This window comes from Pseudomonas sp. DP-17 (assembly GCF_022380625.1).
Lineage (GTDB): Bacteria > Pseudomonadota > Gammaproteobacteria > Pseudomonadales > Pseudomonadaceae > Pseudomonas > Pseudomonas nitroreducens_A.
Genome location: NZ_JAKSXG010000010.1, coordinates 340,474 through 356,998, shown reverse-complemented (window position 1 = coordinate 356,998; position 16,525 = coordinate 340,474). Strand labels below are relative to the sequence as shown.

At 66.0% G+C, this 16,525-nt stretch carries 13 protein-coding genes; 5 read left to right on the top strand and 8 right to left on the bottom strand.

Going from position 1 to position 16,525, the window contains the following annotated elements:
* The first annotated feature begins 185 nt into the window (after positions 1-185).
* A complete protein-coding gene (gene katA, locus MJ122_RS18320; protein WP_239745256.1) occupies positions 186-1,634 on the top strand; it encodes a catalase KatA in 1,449 nt (482 codons plus the stop codon).
* 125 nt (positions 1,635-1,759) lie between these two features.
* Positions 1,760-2,224, top strand: coding sequence for a bacterioferritin (gene bfr, locus MJ122_RS18315; protein ID WP_017521891.1), 465 nt, complete (start codon positions 1,760-1,762; stop codon positions 2,222-2,224).
* Between the two features lie 107 nt (positions 2,225-2,331).
* Here bfr and uvrA read toward each other — a convergent pair whose 3' ends face one another.
* Entirely contained in the window at positions 2,332-5,166 is a 2,835-nt protein-coding gene (gene uvrA, locus MJ122_RS18310) for an excinuclease ABC subunit UvrA (RefSeq protein ID WP_088421633.1), read from the bottom strand.
* A 213-nt stretch (positions 5,167-5,379) separates the two neighbouring features.
* On the opposite strand from uvrA, the gene MJ122_RS18305 reads away from it, so the two are divergent.
* The 3 genes from MJ122_RS18305 (at position 5,380) to MJ122_RS18295 (ending at position 7,648) form a co-directional block, all read left to right on the top strand.
* A complete protein-coding gene (locus MJ122_RS18305) occupies positions 5,380-6,768 on the top strand; it encodes an MFS transporter (protein WP_239745226.1) in 1,389 nt (462 codons plus the stop codon).
* 18 nt (positions 6,769-6,786) lie between these two features.
* Complete coding sequence (gene ssb, locus MJ122_RS18300; RefSeq protein WP_017521888.1) at positions 6,787-7,284, top strand: single-stranded DNA-binding protein; 498 nt, start codon at positions 6,787-6,789, stop codon at positions 7,282-7,284.
* A 175-nt stretch (positions 7,285-7,459) separates the two neighbouring features.
* Positions 7,460-7,648, top strand: coding sequence for a hypothetical protein (locus MJ122_RS18295; protein WP_239745223.1), 189 nt, complete (start codon positions 7,460-7,462; stop codon positions 7,646-7,648).
* A 115-nt stretch (positions 7,649-7,763) separates the two neighbouring features.
* Here the strand turns inward: MJ122_RS18295 and MJ122_RS18290 are convergent, their stop codons facing one another.
* From MJ122_RS18290 to cobG, 7 genes are all read right to left on the bottom strand, one after another.
* Positions 7,764-10,208, bottom strand: coding sequence for a TonB-dependent siderophore receptor (locus MJ122_RS18290; protein ID WP_239745213.1), 2,445 nt, complete (start codon positions 10,206-10,208; stop codon positions 7,764-7,766).
* Between the two features lie 197 nt (positions 10,209-10,405).
* Positions 10,406-11,380, bottom strand: coding sequence for a FecR family protein (locus tag MJ122_RS18285; RefSeq protein ID WP_239745211.1), 975 nt, complete (start codon positions 11,378-11,380; stop codon positions 10,406-10,408).
* Positions 11,377-11,874, bottom strand: a complete 498-nt coding sequence (locus MJ122_RS18280; RefSeq protein ID WP_239745209.1) for a sigma-70 family RNA polymerase sigma factor — start codon at positions 11,872-11,874, stop codon at positions 11,377-11,379. Before MJ122_RS18280 ends, MJ122_RS18285 begins: the two co-directional genes overlap by 4 nt.
* 212 nt (positions 11,875-12,086) lie before the next feature.
* Positions 12,087-13,736, bottom strand: coding sequence for a precorrin-3B C(17)-methyltransferase (cobJ, locus tag MJ122_RS18275; protein ID WP_239745207.1), 1,650 nt, complete (start codon positions 13,734-13,736; stop codon positions 12,087-12,089).
* Entirely contained in the window at positions 13,736-14,476 is a 741-nt protein-coding gene (locus MJ122_RS18270; RefSeq protein ID WP_239745196.1) for a precorrin-2 C(20)-methyltransferase, read from the bottom strand. Before MJ122_RS18270 ends, cobJ begins: the two co-directional genes overlap by 1 nt.
* Entirely contained in the window at positions 14,476-15,102 is a 627-nt protein-coding gene (locus tag MJ122_RS18265) for a precorrin-8X methylmutase (protein ID WP_239745186.1), read from the bottom strand. The genes MJ122_RS18270 and MJ122_RS18265 overlap by 1 nt, the downstream gene beginning before the upstream one ends.
* On the bottom strand, positions 15,095-16,450 hold the full coding sequence (gene cobG / locus MJ122_RS18260; protein WP_239745184.1) for a precorrin-3B synthase: 1,356 nt from the start codon (positions 16,448-16,450) through the stop codon (positions 15,095-15,097). The genes MJ122_RS18265 and cobG overlap by 8 nt, the downstream gene beginning before the upstream one ends.
* Positions 16,451-16,525: the final 75 nt, after the last annotated feature.

Here is a 16,525-nt window from a genome sequence, read left to right as displayed (position 1 = left end):
AATAAATTGGCTGATCCATCCCTTTGTCACCGATCCTTAACGGCGTCGACTTCTACTGCTAGGTGAGCTGGATCAACTGCCGCAAAGCTGAAGGAAGCGCTTAATTGTCCGATTGGGATGTTGGATCCACCCACCGCTTGGGTGAATGTCGGATTTCCAACACCCCGCCGTTGAGGAGAGTAACGATGAGTGACAACACCCGCCTGACGACTGCTGCCGGAGCGCCGGTCGCTGATAACCAGAACGTCCAGACCGCCGGCCTGCGGGGCCCGATGCTGCTGCAGGATGTCTGGTTCCTGGAGAAGCTCGCGCACTTTGACCGCGAAGTGATTCCTGAGCGCCGCATGCACGCCAAGGGCTCTGCCGCCTACGGCACTTTTACCGTCACCCATGACATCACCCGTTTCAGCCGCGCCAAGCTGTTCTCCCAGGTCGGCAAGCAGACCCCGCTGTTCCTGCGTTTCTCCACTGTCGCCGGTGAGCGCGGCGCGGCGGATGCCGAGCGTGATATCCGCGGCTTCGCCCTGAAGTTCTACACCGAGGAAGGCAACTGGGACCTGGTGGGTAACAACACCCCGGTCTTCTACTTCCGCGACCCGCTGAAATTCCCCGACTTGAACCACGTGGTGAAGCGTGACCCGCGTACCAATCTGCGCAACGCCACGATGAAGTGGGACTTCTTCTCGCACCTGCCCGAAGCGCTGCACCAGCTGACCATCGACTTCAGCGACCGCGGACTGCCGCGCAGCTACCGTCACGTCCACGGCTTCGGCAGTCACACCTTCAGTTTCATCAACTCCAGCAACGAGCGCTTCTGGGTGAAGTTCCACTTCAAGACCCAGCAGGGCATCGAGAACCTGAGCAATGAGGAAGCCGCCAAGCTGGTCGGCGCTGATCGCGAGAGTTCGCAACGGGACCTGTACGACGCCATCGAGCGCGGCGATTTCCCACGCTGGAAGATGTACGTGCAGGTAATGCCGGAGAAGGAAGCGGCGACCTACCGCTACAACCCGTTCGACCTGACCAAGGTCTGGCCGCACGGTGACTATCCGCTGATCGAGGTGGGCTATTTCGAGCTCAACCGCAATCCGGCCAACTACTTCGCGGAAGTCGAGCAGTCGGCCTTCAGCCCGGCGAACATTGTCCCCGGCATCGGCTTCTCGCCGGATCGGATGCTCCAGGGGCGCCTGTTCTCTTACGGCGATGCGCACCGCTACCGCCTGGGCGTGAACCACCACCAGATCCCGGTGAACGCCGCGCGCAACAATCCGCGCATCTACCACCGCGACGGCGCCATGCGGGTGGACAGCAACAATGGCGACATGACCGTCACCTACGAGCCGAACAGCTTCAACCAGTGGCAGGAGCAGCCGGACTATTCCGAGCCGCCGCTGACCCTGGAAGGCAGTGCGGATCACTGGAACCACCGCGTGGACGACGACTATTACAGCCAGCCGGCCGCGCTGTTCCGCCTGTTCGATGATGCCCAGCGGCAGCGTCTGTACGAGAACATTGCCGGTGACATGGCGGGTGTGCCGGAGGCTATCCAGCGCCGTCAGCTCGCGCTGTTCTTCAACATCGATCCGGCCTACGGCGAGGGCGTCGCCAAGGCCCTGGGCTTGCAGCTCGCCTAAGCTCAAAGCGCACTACCAGCCGCCCTCCTCGGAGGGCGGCTGCGTTTCCGGTGCTTGACCTCGGTCATGGCCAGTCGCGACCATAGCGCCGTTTAATTCGCTGTCACATCCCAGGGAGAAGGCTGATGCAAGGCCACGCCGAGGTTATCGATTATCTCAACACGCTGCTGACCGGTGAGCTGGCCGCTCGCGACCAGTACTTCATCCACTCGCGCATGTACGAGGACTGGGGCTTCACCAAGCTCTACGAGCGTCTCAACCACGAGATGGAAGAGGAAACCCAGCACGCAGACGCCCTGCTACGCCGTATTCTGCTGCTCGAAGGCACCCCGCGCATGCGTCCGGACGACATCCATCCGGGCAAGACCGTGCCGGAGATGCTGGAGGCCGACCTCAAGCTGGAGCGTCACGTCCGCGCCGCGCTGGCCAAGGGCATCGCCCTGTGCGAAAAGCACAAGGATTTCGTCACCCGCGACATCCTCCGTGTGCAACTGACCGATACCGAGGAAGACCACGCCTACTGGCTGGAGCAGCAACTGGGGCTGATCCAGAAGATGGGCCTGGAGAATTACCTGCAGTCGCAGCTCTGATTCAGGCGCGCTCTCGCGCCTGCCGCGGGCGAGACCTGCTTCTCCAAGGGCGCAATAAAAAGCCCCTGCGCCGTTCGGCAGCAGGGGCTTTTTCATGCCGGTGCGGATCAGGCCCGATCGCGCTCCAGCAGCGGCTTGAGGAAGTGCCCTGTGTGCGACACCGCCAGCTCCGCGACCTGCTCCGGCGTCCCGGTGGCGATGATCTGGCCACCCTTGGAACCGCCCTCCGGGCCGAGGTCGACCAGCCAGTCGGCGGTCTTGATCACGTCCAGGTTATGCTCGATCACCACCACGGTATTGCCGTGGTCGCGCAGGCGATGGAGTACGTCGAGCAGTTGCTGGATATCCGCGAAGTGCAGGCCGGTGGTTGGTTCGTCGAGGATGTACAGCGTCTTGCCGGTATCGCGCTTGGACAGTTCGCGGGACAGCTTCACCCGCTGTGCCTCGCCGCCGGATAGTGTGGTCGCGCTCTGGCCCAGCTTGATGTACGACAGGCCAACATCCATCAGCGTCTGCAACTTGCGGGCGATGGCCGGCACGGCGTCGAAGAACGCGCGAGCGTCTTCGATGGTCATGTCCAGCACCTCGGTGATGCTCTTGCCCTTGTAGCGGACTTCCAGCGTCTCGCGGTTGTAGCGCTTGCCCTTGCAGACGTCGCAGGGGACGTAGATGTCCGGCAGGAAGTGCATTTCCACCTTGATCACACCGTCGCCCTGGCAGGCCTCGCAGCGGCCGCCTTTCACGTTGAACGAGAAACGCCCCGGCCCGTAGCCGCGCGAGCGGGCTTCCGGCACGCCGGCGAACAGCTCGCGGATCGGCGTGAACAGCCCGGTGTAGGTCGCCGGGTTGGAGCGCGGCGTGCGGCCGATCGGGCTCTGGTCGATGTCCACCACCTTGTCCAGATGCTGCAGGCCGTCGAACGAGTCGTAAGGCGCAACTTCCAGCGTGGTGGCACCGTTCAGCGCGGTGGCAGTGATCGGGAACAGGGTGTTGTTGATCAGCGTCGACTTGCCTGAACCCGAGACGCCGGTGATGCAGGTGAACAGGCCGACCGGGATTTCCAGGTTGACGTTCTGCAGGTTATTGCCGCGCGCGCCCTTGAGCTTCAGCAATTGCTTCTTGTTGCGCGGGGTGCGCTCGGCGGGCACGACGATCTTGGTACGGCCGGACAGGTAGGCGCCGGTGACCGAATCAGGATGGTCCATGACCTGCTGCGGCGTGCCCTCGGCGACGATCTGCCCGCCATGCACGCCGGCGCCGGGGCCGATGTCCACGACGTAGTCGGCGAGGCGGATGGCGTCCTCGTCATGCTCGACCACGATCACCGTATTGCCCAGGTTGCGCAGGTGGGTGAGGGTGCCGAGCAGGCGCTCGTTATCGCGTTGGTGCAGGCCGATGGAGGGTTCGTCGAGGATGTACATGACGCCCACCAGGCCGGCGCCGATCTGGCTGGCCAGGCGGATACGCTGGGCTTCGCCGCCTGACAGGGTGTCGGCGCTGCGGTCCAGGGTCAGGTAGTCGAGGCCGACGTTGACCAGGAACTGCAGGCGCTCACGGATCTCCTTGAGGATCTTCGAGGCAATCTCGCCACGGCGGCCGGTCAGGGTCAGGCTCTCGGCATACTCGCAGGCGGTGCCCACGGGCATCGCGGTGATCGCCGGCAGGGTCTTGTCGCCTACCCATACGTGGCGCGCCTCGCGACGCAGGCGGGTGCCATGGCAATCCGGGCACGGCTGGGTGCTGAGGAACTTGGCCAGCTCCTCGCGCACGGTGGCCGATTCAGTCTCGCGGTAGCGGCGCTCCAGGTTCGGCAGGATGCCCTCGAAGGGGTGTGCGCGCTTGACGATATCGCCGCGGTCGTTGAGGTAGCGGAACTCGACATTCTCGCGGCCCGACCCGTGGAGGATGAACTTCTGGTGATCCGGGTCGAGATTGCCGAAGGGCTCTTCCAGGCTGAAGCCGAAGTGCCCGGCCAGCGAGCCGAGCATCTGGAAGTAGTAGACGTTGCGCCGATCCCAGCCGCGGATGGCACCTTCGGCCAGGGTCAGTTCGCCGTTGACCACGCGTCGCGCGTCGAAGAACTGCTTCACGCCCAGGCCGTCGCAGGTCGGGCAGGCGCCGGCCGGGTTGTTGAAGGAGAACAGCTTGGGCTCCAGCTCGCTGATGGAGTGGCCGCAGATCGGGCAGGCGAAGCGGGCGGAGAAGATCATTTCTTCGCCTTCTTCATCGTCCATCGGTGCGACCAGGGCAATGCCGTCGGCCAGGTTGATCGCCGTTTCGAAGGACTCCGCCAGGCGCTGCTGCAAGTCGCCGCGCACCTTGAAGCGATCCACCACGATATCGATGGAGTGCTTGAGCTTCTTGTCCAGCTTGGGCACTTCATCCAGCTCGTAGAGCTTGCCGTCGACGCGGGCGCGGACGAAGCCCTGGGCACGCATCTCGTCGAACACCGCCAGGTGCTCGCCCTTGCGCTCGCGGATCACCGGGGCCAGCAGCATCAGCTTGCGGCCCTCGGGCAGCGCCAGCACCTGGTCGACCATCTGGCTGACGGTCTGCGCCTCCAGCGGAATGTCGTGGTCCGGACAGCGCGGAATACCCACGCGGGCATAGAGCAGGCGCAGGTAGTCGTAGATCTCGGTGATGGTGCCCACGGTGGAGCGTGGGTTGTGGGACGTGGATTTCTGCTCGATGGAAATCGCCGGCGACAGACCTTCGATGGTGTCGACGTCGGGCTTTTCCATCATCGAGAGGAACTGCCGGGCATAGGCCGACAGGGATTCCACATAGCGACGCTGGCCCTCGGCATAGAGCGTGTCGAAGGCCAGGGACGACTTGCCGGAACCGGACAGGCCGGTGATCACGATCAGCTTGTCGCGCGGCAGGGTCAGGTCGATGTTCTTCAGGTTGTGGGTACGTGCCCCACGGATGAGGATCTTGTCCACTACGGCCTCGCTTGGCGGGCGAAAACAGATGAGTATACGGGGCGGGGTCGGCACGCGGCAAAGTGGCGCGTACGTGTCGTTGGACCGCAGGACTGCTAGAATGCGCGGCTATTTTTCGGCGTTGGCGACAACCGGCTCTGCAAGGCCCGGATGACGCGACGTCACGGGGGCAATTCAGCGCATTCCCGTTTTTCGTCTTTCCATGAGGGGCCTATGCACGATTCCCACACTGAGCGCATGAGTGGCACCGAAACCCGCGCAGCCGCCGGCCTGTCGCTGGTCTTCGCGTTCCGCATGCTCGGCATGTTCATGGTCCTGCCGGTGCTCGCCACCTACGGTCAGGACCTGGCCGGCGCCACCCCGGCGCTGATCGGCCTGGCCATCGGCGCCTACGGCCTGACCCAGGCCATCCTGCAGATTCCGCTGGGCACCTTGTCCGACCGCATTGGCCGCCGGCCGATCATCATCGTCGGTCTGCTGGTGTTCGCCGCCGGCGCCGCGCTGGCGGCCAACGCCGATTCCATCTGGGGCATCATCGCCGGCCGCGTCCTGCAAGGCGCCGGGGCCATCTCCGCGGCGGTGATGGCGATGCTGTCCGACCTTACCCGCGAGCAGCACCGCACCAAGGCCATGGCCATGATCGGCATGAGCATCGGCGTTTCCTTCGCCGTGGCGATGGTCGCCGGCCCTGTGCTCACTCACTGGTTCGGCCTGCACGGCCTGTTCTGGTTCACTGCCGGGATGGCCCTGGTGGGCATGCTGATCATCCTGTTTTTCGTCCCAACGCCGGACCACCGCATGCAGCACCGAGAGTCCAGCGTGGCCAAGCAGTCTCTGCTGCCCACTTTGAGGAACGGCGAACTGCTGCGCCTGGATGCCGGCATCCTGGTCCTGCACGCCATCCTCATGGCCAGCTTCGTCGCGCTGCCGCTGGCGCTGGTGGAGCGCGCCGGGCTGCCCAAGGAAGAGCACTGGTGGGTCTACCTGACCGCGCTGCTGGTGGGTTTCTTCGGCATGGTCCCGTTCATCATCTACGCCGAGAAGAAGCGTCAGATGAAACGCGTGCTGGCCGGCGCCGTGGCGACCCTGATGCTCTGCGAACTGTTCTTCTGGGAGTTCGGCAACAGCCTCAAGGAACTGGTGTTCGGCATCATCGTCTACTTCACCGCGTTCAACCTGCTGGAGGCCTCGCTGCCGTCGCTGGTGAGCAAGGTGTCGCCGGCCGGCGGCAAGGGCACGGCGATGGGCGTGTACTCCACCAGCCAGTTCCTCGGCGCTGCCCTGGGCGGCATCCTGGGTGGCTGGATGTACCAGCATGGCGGGCTCGACGGGGTGTTCATCGGCTGCGCCGTGCTGGCTGCCATCTGGCTGGCGATTGCTGTTACCATGCGTGAACCGCCTTATGTAACGAGTATTCGCCTGCCTCTGTCCGATGAGGCGCTGCGCGATGCTTCGTTGGCTGAGCGTTTCAAGGCATTGCCCGGTGTGAGCGATGTGATGGTGGTCGCTGAAGAAGCGGCCGCTTATGTCAAAGTGGATTCCCAACAAGTTGATCGCACGTCCCTCGAGCGCCTCGCCGGCGCCGAGCAGGCGACGTGCTGAAGCCTTTAGGAGAGCGTCATGGCCCGTGGGGTTAACAAAGTCATTCTGGTCGGTAACGTCGGTGGCGATCCGGAAACCCGCTACATGCCCAACGGCAATGCGGTGACCAACGTCACCCTCGCCACCAGCGAGAGCTGGAAGGACAAGCAGACCGGCCAGCAGCAGGAGCGTACCGAGTGGCACCGCGTGGTGTTCTTCGGTCGCCTGGCGGAAATCGTCGCCGAGTACGTGCGCAAGGGTTCGCAGATCTATGTCGAAGGCAGCCTGCGTACCCGCAAGTGGCAGGGTCAGGACGGCCAGGACAAGTACACCACCGAAATCGTGGTCGATATCAACGGCAACATGCAGCTGCTGGGCGGCCGCCCCGGCGCCGGTGGTGACGACGCTCCGCGCGCTCCCCGCGAGCCGCAGCAGCGTCCGCAGCAGGCCCAGCGTCCTGCGCCCCAGCAGCAGTCCCAGCCCGCGCCGCAACCGGCTCCGGACTACGACAGCTTCGACGACGACATCCCGTTCTGAGCCGAACGGATCGTCACCAAGAGCGCAGCCTTCGAGCTGCGCTTTTGCGTTTCTGGGACGCTCGTTTTGGCGAATCCTTGCAAGGGTCTTTCTCGAAATCAGGCATTTAATTAGCTAGCTAATTAAATGATTCTGGAATTGCCTTGATGTACGGCAAAACCGGAGAAGAAAAGACATGAGCATTACAGTGACCGAGCGTGACGACGACCATAAATCCCGTGAGTTTCGCGCCCAGGGTGGGCGTTGCTGGGATGTGCACCAGGAAGGCCTGCTGGTCGGCATCTTCCATACCGAAGGCGAGGCGCAGGCCTATCGCCTCTCGCTGGAGCTGGAAGCGCGTTACCGCGACGCGGCGGAGTTCTAGAAAATGAAAGCCCCGTGGCGACGGCCGCGCCACGGGGCCATGAGTCCGTATTTCTGCAGGAGCGAGCAGGCTCGCTCCTACGAAGAGTCCGCCCGAAGAACCGGGCGGCTGGCGATCAGAACTGGTAGTTCACCGTCGCGGTGACGTTGCGCTTCTCGCCGAAGTAGCAGAAGTCCAGGCTGTAGCAGGATGCCACGTAGTCCTTGTCCAGCAGGTTGTTGGCGTTGAGGCTGACGTCCAGGCCCTTCAGGCCGACACGGGACAGGTCGTAGCCGATGCGCGCATCCACCAGCGTGTAGTCCGGTACGCGCAGGGTATTTTCCTTGTCCGCCCAGGTCTCGCCGACATAGCGGGCGCCGCCGCCGAGGGTCAGGCCGTCCAGCGGGCCAGCATTGAAGCCGTAGTCGGCCCACAGCGAGGCCATGTGCTTGGGCGCCTGGTTCGGGGTGTGGCCCTGGTTGCCGTCCAGCGACTTGGTGTAGGTGATGTCGGTATAGGTGTAGCTGCCGAGCACCTTGAGGTTGTCGGTGACCTGGGTGTGGGCCTCCAGCTCCAAGCCTTGGGAGCGCACTTCGCCCACTGAGGTGTAGAAGTTGTCCTGCGGCTCCTTCGAGGCGACGTTCTCCTGGGTGATGTGGAAGACCGACGCGGTGTACAGGCTGCGGCTGCCCTCGGGCTGGAACTTCAGGCCGGCTTCCCACTGCTTGCCCTCGGTCGGCTCCAGCGGCGTGCCGGACTGGTCGGAGTAGGCGTTGGGGTTGAACGACTCGGAGTAGCTGATGTACGGCGCGATGCCATTGTCGAACAGGTACAGCGCACCGATGCGCCCGGTGAATTTCTTCCAGTCGTCGTCGGCCTTGCTGCCGGTGCTGCGGTTCTTGTCCTCGACGGTCACCCAGTCCTCGCGCATGCCCAGGGAGAAGCGCCAGTGGTCGAGGTCGATCAGGTCCTGCAGGTAGACGCCGGTCTGTTCCAGGCGACGGGTGTGGTTGTCGTCCGGGTAGTAGCTGATGGCGTCGTTGCCATAGTGCGGGTCGAAGGCATCCAGCGGGGCCACCGAGCCGGAGCGCCAGTCCACGCTGGTGCGGCGCTTCTGGTAGTCCAGGCCCATCAGCAGGGTGTGCCTGGCGGCGCCGGTGTTGAACTCGGCCTGGGCCATGTTATCGATGATGTACGCCTGCAGGTGCTCGCTGGCGCCGGAGTAGTAGCGGTTCAGGGTGTTCTGATCCGGGGCGGTCCAGCCATAGGCATAGACCTGCGAGAGGTCGACGTCGGAATCCAGGTAGCGGAAGTTCTGCCGCGCGCTCCACACCTCGTCGAAACGGTGTTCCAACTGGTAGCCGAACATGCGCTGGGTGCGGTCGAAGTCGTCCTGGCTCGGCTCGCCGTCGAAGAACTCGCGGGAGATCTTCCGGCCGTTGTGGTGGTACAGCGCGCCGTCCGCCGGCACGCCGCCGTGGTAGCCGCCGTTCGGGTCGTGCTGCAGGTAGCCCTGCAGGGTCAGCGTGGTGTCGTCGGTGAAGTCGATGGCCAGGGTCGGGGCGATGGCGTAGCGCTCTTCCTTGACGTGATCGAACTGGGTATCCGAGCCCTTGCCCAGGCCGACCAGGCGGTAGGCGATGCGCTTTTCCTCGTCCAGCGGGCCGCTGAAGTCGAAGCCCATTTCCTTCTGGCCCATGTTGCCGACGGTGCCGGTGATCTGGTGGTAATCCTCATACAACGGCTTCTTGCTGGTCAGCGCCACCAGCCCGCCCGGCAGGCTGCGGCCGTAGAGCACCGAGGACGGGCCCTTGAGCACATCGATACGCTCGAGGAAGTATGGATCGACCTGCATCGAACTGAAGGTGCCGCTATCGCCCATGGCTTTCAGGCCATCGAGGTAGATGTTGTCCACGCTGTTGTCAGCGAAGCCGCGCATCACCACATAGTCGTAGCGGTTCGAGGCGCCGACCTGGCCGGTGAAGATGCCGGGGGTGTAGCGCATGGCTTGCTGCACGGTCTTCGAGGCGGTGTCGTCGATCTGCTCGCGGGTAATCACCGAGACGCTCTGGCTGGTTTCCAGCAGGGACTTGGAGGTCTTGGTGGCGATCTGGCTGTGGGTCGCCAGGTAGCCGTCTTCCTCGCCCAGCGCGTTGCCCAGGGCGAACACGTCGCTGGAAGGCATGGCCAGCACGTCGCTCAGCGCGGCCGCGCGCAGCACGTAGTTGCCGTTGCCCTGGTCCACCGCTTCCAGCGGGGTATCCACCAGCAGGCGGCCCAGGCCCTGGTCCACTGAGTAGGTGCCGTTCAGCCCGGCAGAGTTCAGGCCGCGGGTCTGTTCCGGGGTGGCCGACAGGGTGATGCCTGCCTCGCGGGCGAAGCTGTTCAGCACCTCGCCCAGCGGGCCGGCCGGGATGGCATAGGCGCGGCTGCTGGTGATGGCAGCGGCGTCCGCAGCGACGGCGCTCAGCGGCAGGCTGGCGCCCAGGCTTGCACAGAGCAGGGCACCGCGCACGGCATGGGCCAGCCGGCTGGCGCGGGGCAGGGCAGGGGAGGTGATCGGGACGTGAACGGCTCGCATGGAGGGGCTTCCGTGGACAAGGGAAATGACCGGGTTATTCCTCCTTGCCGGCCGAGGCGGCGAAACCCGACAGAAATAATTCGCGATTGCGAGGAAATATTATTTGAGGGCGGTGTGTAGGAGCGGACTCCGTCCGCGATTGATCTCCGGCGCGATGCGGAATCGATCGCGGACGGAGTCCGCTCCTACCCATGTGCTCAGCCCCGCGAGCTCACTGTCACCCACCAGTCCGTGCGCTTCTCTATCCGTACTGGCAGGGTCTGCGGCAGCAGGGCGAGCAGTTGGTTGGTGTCGTCCAGGCGGAATACCCCGGACAGGCGCAGGTCGGCCACGCTGGCATCGCAGTGCAGGTGGCCCTGACGGTAGCGGCCGATCTCGGCGAGGAAGTCCGCCAGGCGCATGTCACGGGTGACGATCAGGCCGTCGGCCCAGGCTGCGCTGTCCATGTAGCTGCGCTCGGCCAGCAGCGCGCTGTCGCCGTTGATCTCGTAGGCCTGCCCGGCCTCGGCGATGGCGGTGGTCTGGCCGCGCACGCGCGGGGCGATGGCCACGGAACCTTCCTCGACGCTCAGGCGCGTGGAGTGCTCGTCCTGACGCAGCACGAAGCGAGTGCCCAGGGCTTCGAGCAGCCCATCGCGATTGCGCACGCGCAACGGTCGTGCGGCGTCCTTCGCGGTGCTGACCAGAATCTCGCCGCGCTCCAGTACCAACAGGCGCTGGTGCGGATCGAAGCGCACGTTCACCGCACTGTCTGTATTGAGTTGCAGCAGGCTGCCATCGGCCAGGGTGAAGCGCTGGCGTTCGCCGGTGGCCGTGCTGTAGTCAGCCAGCCAGCGCTGCCAGGGCGCGACGTCGCGGGCCAGCCACAGCGTGGCGACGCCGATGGCGAAGGTCGAAAGCAGCTTGAGCGCCTGGCGCCGTTGCAGGCGCTGGCTGGTGTCCTCCAGCGTTTCCAGCGCCACGCGGGCGCCGGGCACGGCCTGGTAACCGGCGGCCAGTTCGCTGTTGAGCGCCTGCACCCGCAGCCAGGCGGTCTCGTGGTCGGGGTTGGCCTGGCGCCAGTGCTCGCAGGCGCTGATCAACTCCGGATCGGCACTGCCATTCAGGCGCAGGGTCCACTGGATCGCCTGCTTCACCACCCTTGGATTGGGCGCGGCACGGGCTCCGTTCACTCGGCGTACCGCAACTGGTAGCAGTGGAACAGCGCTTGGGCGATGTAGCGCTCCACCGAGCGTACCGAGACGCCCAGTTCCTCCGCGATTCGCGCGTGGGGCATGCCTTCGCACTGCGCCAGCAGGAAAGCTCTGCGCACCTTCGGCTTGAGGCCGTCGAGCAGGCGGGCGATGTTTTCCAGCAGTTGCAGGATGTTGTGCCGGTCTTCCGCTGAGGGCACCTGCGCTTCCGGCAGATGGGCGATGGAGTCGAGGTAGGCGCGCTCCAGCTCCTGGCGTCGCCAGTGGTCAACGACCAGGCCGCGGGCGACGGTGCGCAGGAAGGCGCGGGGGGTGTGCAGTTCGACGCGCTCCGGCCTGAGCAATACGCGCAGGAAGGTGTCCTGGGCCAGGTCGGCGGCATCGGCGGCATTGCCCAGCCGGCCGCGAAGCCAGTTGTGCAGCCAGCCATGATGGTCGCTGTAGAGCGACTGGACGTCGAAGGTAGAGGGCATGAGAACGCGAAGGTTGCAAATGATAATTTATCGCATTTTCAACAAGGCGCTGGCCATTTGCAAGCGGCACCTGAAACGCTGATGGTCCTTGTAGGATGGGTGGAGCTTGCGATACCCATCAGCCTATTTGCCAGGATATTGACGGGTATCGCTTCGCTCCGCGCCATCCTACGTTGACAGTTGCAGAGGATTCCGGCGCCAGGAGTTGGCCTTCAGCGATACCAGCGCGGCGTGTATACCCAGTCGCCACCGCCGGCGCGGGGGAAGCGCCGGGTCAGGGACGAGCCGATGATCACCAGGGTGCGCATGTCCACCATCGCAGGGACCAGTTCGCCCAGGGTGACGACGCGCAGCGCCTCCGCCGGGCGGCCGATGTCACGGCCAAGCACCACCAGGGTTTGCGGCGTGCGGTGGCGGCGGACGATTTCCAGCGCGCGCCCCAGCTGCCAGGGGCGCGCTTTGGAGATCGGGTTGTAGAAAGCCATCGCCAGGTCGGCGGCGCCGGCATGATCCAGGCGCGTCTCGATGGTTTCCCAGGGCTTGAGGTTGTCCGACAGAGAAATCAGGCAGAAGTCATGTCCCAGCGGTGCCCCGGCCTTGGCTGCGGCGGCCAGCGCCGCGGACACGCCCGGCAGTACCTCCAGCTCCACGCCATGCCAGTGCGGATCGCTGCTCTCGTGCAGGGCTTCCATCACGGCGGCGGCCATGGCGAACACGCCCGGGTCGCCGGACGAAATCACCACCACGCGCCGGCCGCCGGCAGCCAGTTCGAAGGCGTGGCGGGCGCGCTGCATCTCCTCGCGATTGTCGGTGCAGTGGCGCACCTGGTCGTCGCGCAGCGGCTCGGCCATCTTCACGTAGGTTTCGTAGCCGAGGAGGTCCTGGGCTTCGTCCAGCGCTCGGCGCACGGCGGGAATCATGAAGTCGCTGGCGCCGGGACCTAGACCGATCACGCTGAGCCGCCCGCGCGGCTGGCCGATGCTCTGGGCTTCCAGCGGGGTGGCGGCGCGGTGCAGTTGGAAGAAATCGCCCTGCAACACGGCCGGCGGCAACTCGTCGTCGTTGTCAATGAACCGCAGCGGCACGCCCAGCTCGCGGGCGGACTCGGCCAGCGCCGGATCGGCCATGCGGCAGCGAGGTGCCACCAGTGCGGCCAGCGCCGCCTCGGCCAGCCCGGCCTGGGCCAGGCCCTGGCGGATGCGCTCGGGCAGTTGCGAGTCCACCAGCGTCACGTGAGCGAGGACGATACGCGGATGGATGCGCAGCTCGTTCTGCGCGATGCCCTCGGCGCGGACGTCGATGCGCAGGGTGTGCGCGGCATCTTCGGCCAGCGGCAGGTCCAGCTCGTCCAGCCAGGGCGCGTCGCCTTCGATGCGCAGGGTGTCACCGCCCAGCAGGTCGGAGACGAAACGCTTGCCCTGTTCGATGTCAGCCAGCGCATAGCCCGGCGGCGGGTCCAGCAGGCAGGCGCCGAAGCGCAATTCGCCGCTGGTGGTAATGGCGGGCGCCACGTCCAGCGCGGCGGCCATCTCGCGGGCCATGCGGTTCACCCCGCCGAGCCCGCCGAGCAGCGGCACCACGGCGCTGCCGTCTTCGGCCACGGCAAGCACCGGCGGCTCTGCGCCTTTCTCGACCAGCAAGGAAGCGAGGGTGCGGATGACGATGCCGGCAGCGCACAGGGCGATGATCGGAGTGTCATCACGGTATAGCTGGCGCAAGGTCTCGCCGAAGTTTGCGTAGGACTCATCGGCGCCTTCGACGCGGTCCTTCAGGCCCAGCACACGCGCCTGTGGATAAATGCCCTGCAGGCGTCGCGCAGTGGTCAGCGCGCCCTGGCCGAGAATGACGATGGCAGCGCGCATCAACCGTTCCACCGCTGGCCGGGGATGACGATCATCGAGAAGTACGGCGAGGCCATCGGGTCGACCTCGTCCAGCGCGACGATGCGCTGCTCGCGCATGGTCGCGCGCTCGACGTAGTGGGCGCCGCCGTCACGGCCCAGCTCGCGCAGCACGCGGCGGACCTTGTCGAAGTTGCGGCCGAGCTTCATCACCACCGCCGCATCGGCATCGGCCAGGCGGCGCTTGAGTTCGTCTTCCGGCAGCACGCCGGACAGCACCGACAGGCTCTGGTTGCGGTACACCAGCGGCACGCCGAGCACCGCCGCGCTGCCGAGCATGGAGCAGACGCCGGGTACGACTTCGGTGTCATACCGGTCCGAAAGACGGTCATGCAGGTACATGTAGGAGCCGTAGAAGAACGGGTCGCCCTCGCAGATCACCGCCACGTCGCGGCCGGCGTCCAGGTGCGCGGCGACCTGTGCGGCGGCGGTGTCGTAGAAGTCGCTGATCACACCCTCGTAGGTCAGCGGCGGCTCCAGTTTCTCGGTGGTTACCGGGTAGACCAGCGGCAGGCGCTGCTGCTCGGCGAGCAGGTGCTGCTCGATGATGGCGAAGGCGTTGCCGCCCTGGCCGGCATGGTGCTTGGCCTTGGCCACGAAGTAGCCGATCACCGGGGACGCGCGCAGCAGGCGCAGGGCCTTGAGGGTCAGCAGTTCCGGGTCGCCCGGGCCGACGCCCAGGCCGATCAGACGGCCAGCCATCACTCCACCTCCGTGGCCAGGGCGTTCACCGCGGCGGCGGCCATCGCGCTGCCGCCACGGCGACCGCGCACGATCACATAGGGCACGCCACGGCTGTCGGCGGCGAGGGCGTCCTTGGACTCCATGGCGCCGACGAAGCCCACCGGGAAGCCGAGGATCAGTGCCGGTTTCGGCGCGCCCGCATCGAGCATTTCCAGCAGGTAGAAGAGGGCGGTCGGTGCGTTGCCGATCACTACCACGCTGCCTTCCAGATGCTCGCGCCAGTGCTCCAGCGCGACCGCCGAGCGGGTGTTGCCCAGCTCGCGGGCGAGCTCCGGGACGTCCGGATCATTGAGGGTGCAGATCACCTCGTTATGGGCCGGCAGGCGCGCGCGGGTGATGCCCTCGGCGACCATCCGCGCGTCACAGAGAATCGGCGCACCGGCGGCCAGCGCCGCCCGGCCGATGGCCCCGGCGCCAGCGGAGAAGCGCAGGTCGTGCACGACATCGACCATGCCGCAGGCGTGGATCACCCGCACGGCGAGTTTCTCGAGGTCCGCAGGGATGGCGGACAGGTCGGCTTCGGCGCGAATGGTGGCGAAGGACTGGCGGTAGATCGCCTGGCCGTCGCGAATGTAATCAAGCATCGGTGGGGGCTCCGGGTGCGGCCAGCAGGTTGCCGGCGGCCTCGAGGGAAAGGTTGCGCGCCAGCGGCTGGCCGAAGCCGGCCACGCCAACGGCGCGACGGAACAGGTCATAGCGGCCGTCGGCGACGGCCAGCAGGGTGTAGGGGGCGACGTGGGCGGCGGCGCACGAGCGCGGGCAGCCGCACAGGTGCACGCCGGCCGGCGGTGCGTGGCGCAGGCGTTCGGCCAGGCGCAGGGCGTCGGCCTTGGTGTCGGCCAGCCCGCGTGCGCACCCGTTGGAGCCGCTGCACGCGATCAGGCGCGACAGCGGCTGCGCGGCGTCGATCACCAGTCCGAGATTGGCCAGCGCGCCGAGTACGACGGCGGCATCGGTCTGCGCCAGGTTGGGCAGGATCAGACTTTGCCAGGGCGTCAGACGCAGCTGTCCGCCGCTGAAGCGCTCGGCGAGATCGGCGAGGCCGAACAGCGTGGTGCTGTCCAGACGTCCGAGGACGAATCCTGCTCCGACCATGGCACGTTCCGGCTGGCGCTGGGGATGAATCCCAAGATGGCCGAAAGCCTGCGGTGCGGGACGTCGCCAGTTATCCACAACCGGTCCGAGTTGCAGCTGGAAGGGCAGGCGTTGTTGCAGTCGCTCCAGCAGCACTTCGTCGCCGAGCATTTCGCGCAGTTGGCGCATGCGCGTCGGGCCGTCGCCGGCGAGATCGAGGAACAGGTGCAGCAGGGTTTCCACCAGCAGCGATACCTGCCCGGCGGTCACGGCGGCGAGGGCGGGGCGGTCGGTCTCGCGTTGTGGCGGATACCCGGCCAGGCCGAAGGCGATTAGCGGCGCCGGGTCGTCGGACAGGGCCGACAACCAGACATCGTTGGGGTGCTCCAGCATCGCCAGTGCTTCGCCCCCGTCCAGCTGGATGCCGAACTTGGGTGACAGGCCATGGAAACGCGGGGTGCGCTCCAGCAGGTCGAGCAGTTGGGTGGCCAGGGGGCTCGCGTCGAAAGCTCCGCCCATGCCCAGGCCCAGAGCAGGGCTGACCAGCAGGTTGCGCACATCGTCCGCCGCCAGTTCACGCGGGCCGAGGCCGGCGGCCAGCAGTTCAAGGCTCAGCGCATTTTCAGCGCCGGCATGCACGCCTCGAATCTGCAGGTTGGCGCGGTTGGTTGCTTCCAGCACGCCGTCGGCATGTCGTTCGGCAGCCAGGGCGATGGCGCGCGCGGCCTTGGCGTCGAGTTGTCCACGGGGCAGCTTGATGCGGCAGATGCCGCCATCGCGTGAGGCCACGATGCGCAGCAGGCCGGGGCAGGCATGCGGGCGGACGGGCAGGGCTGAAGGGTCTTGCACGGCGGTCACCAGGGCTGGGTCGCGGTGACCTGCGAATCCCCAAAAGGGGACTTCACGACACCGATACACCCCGCTCGATGTCTG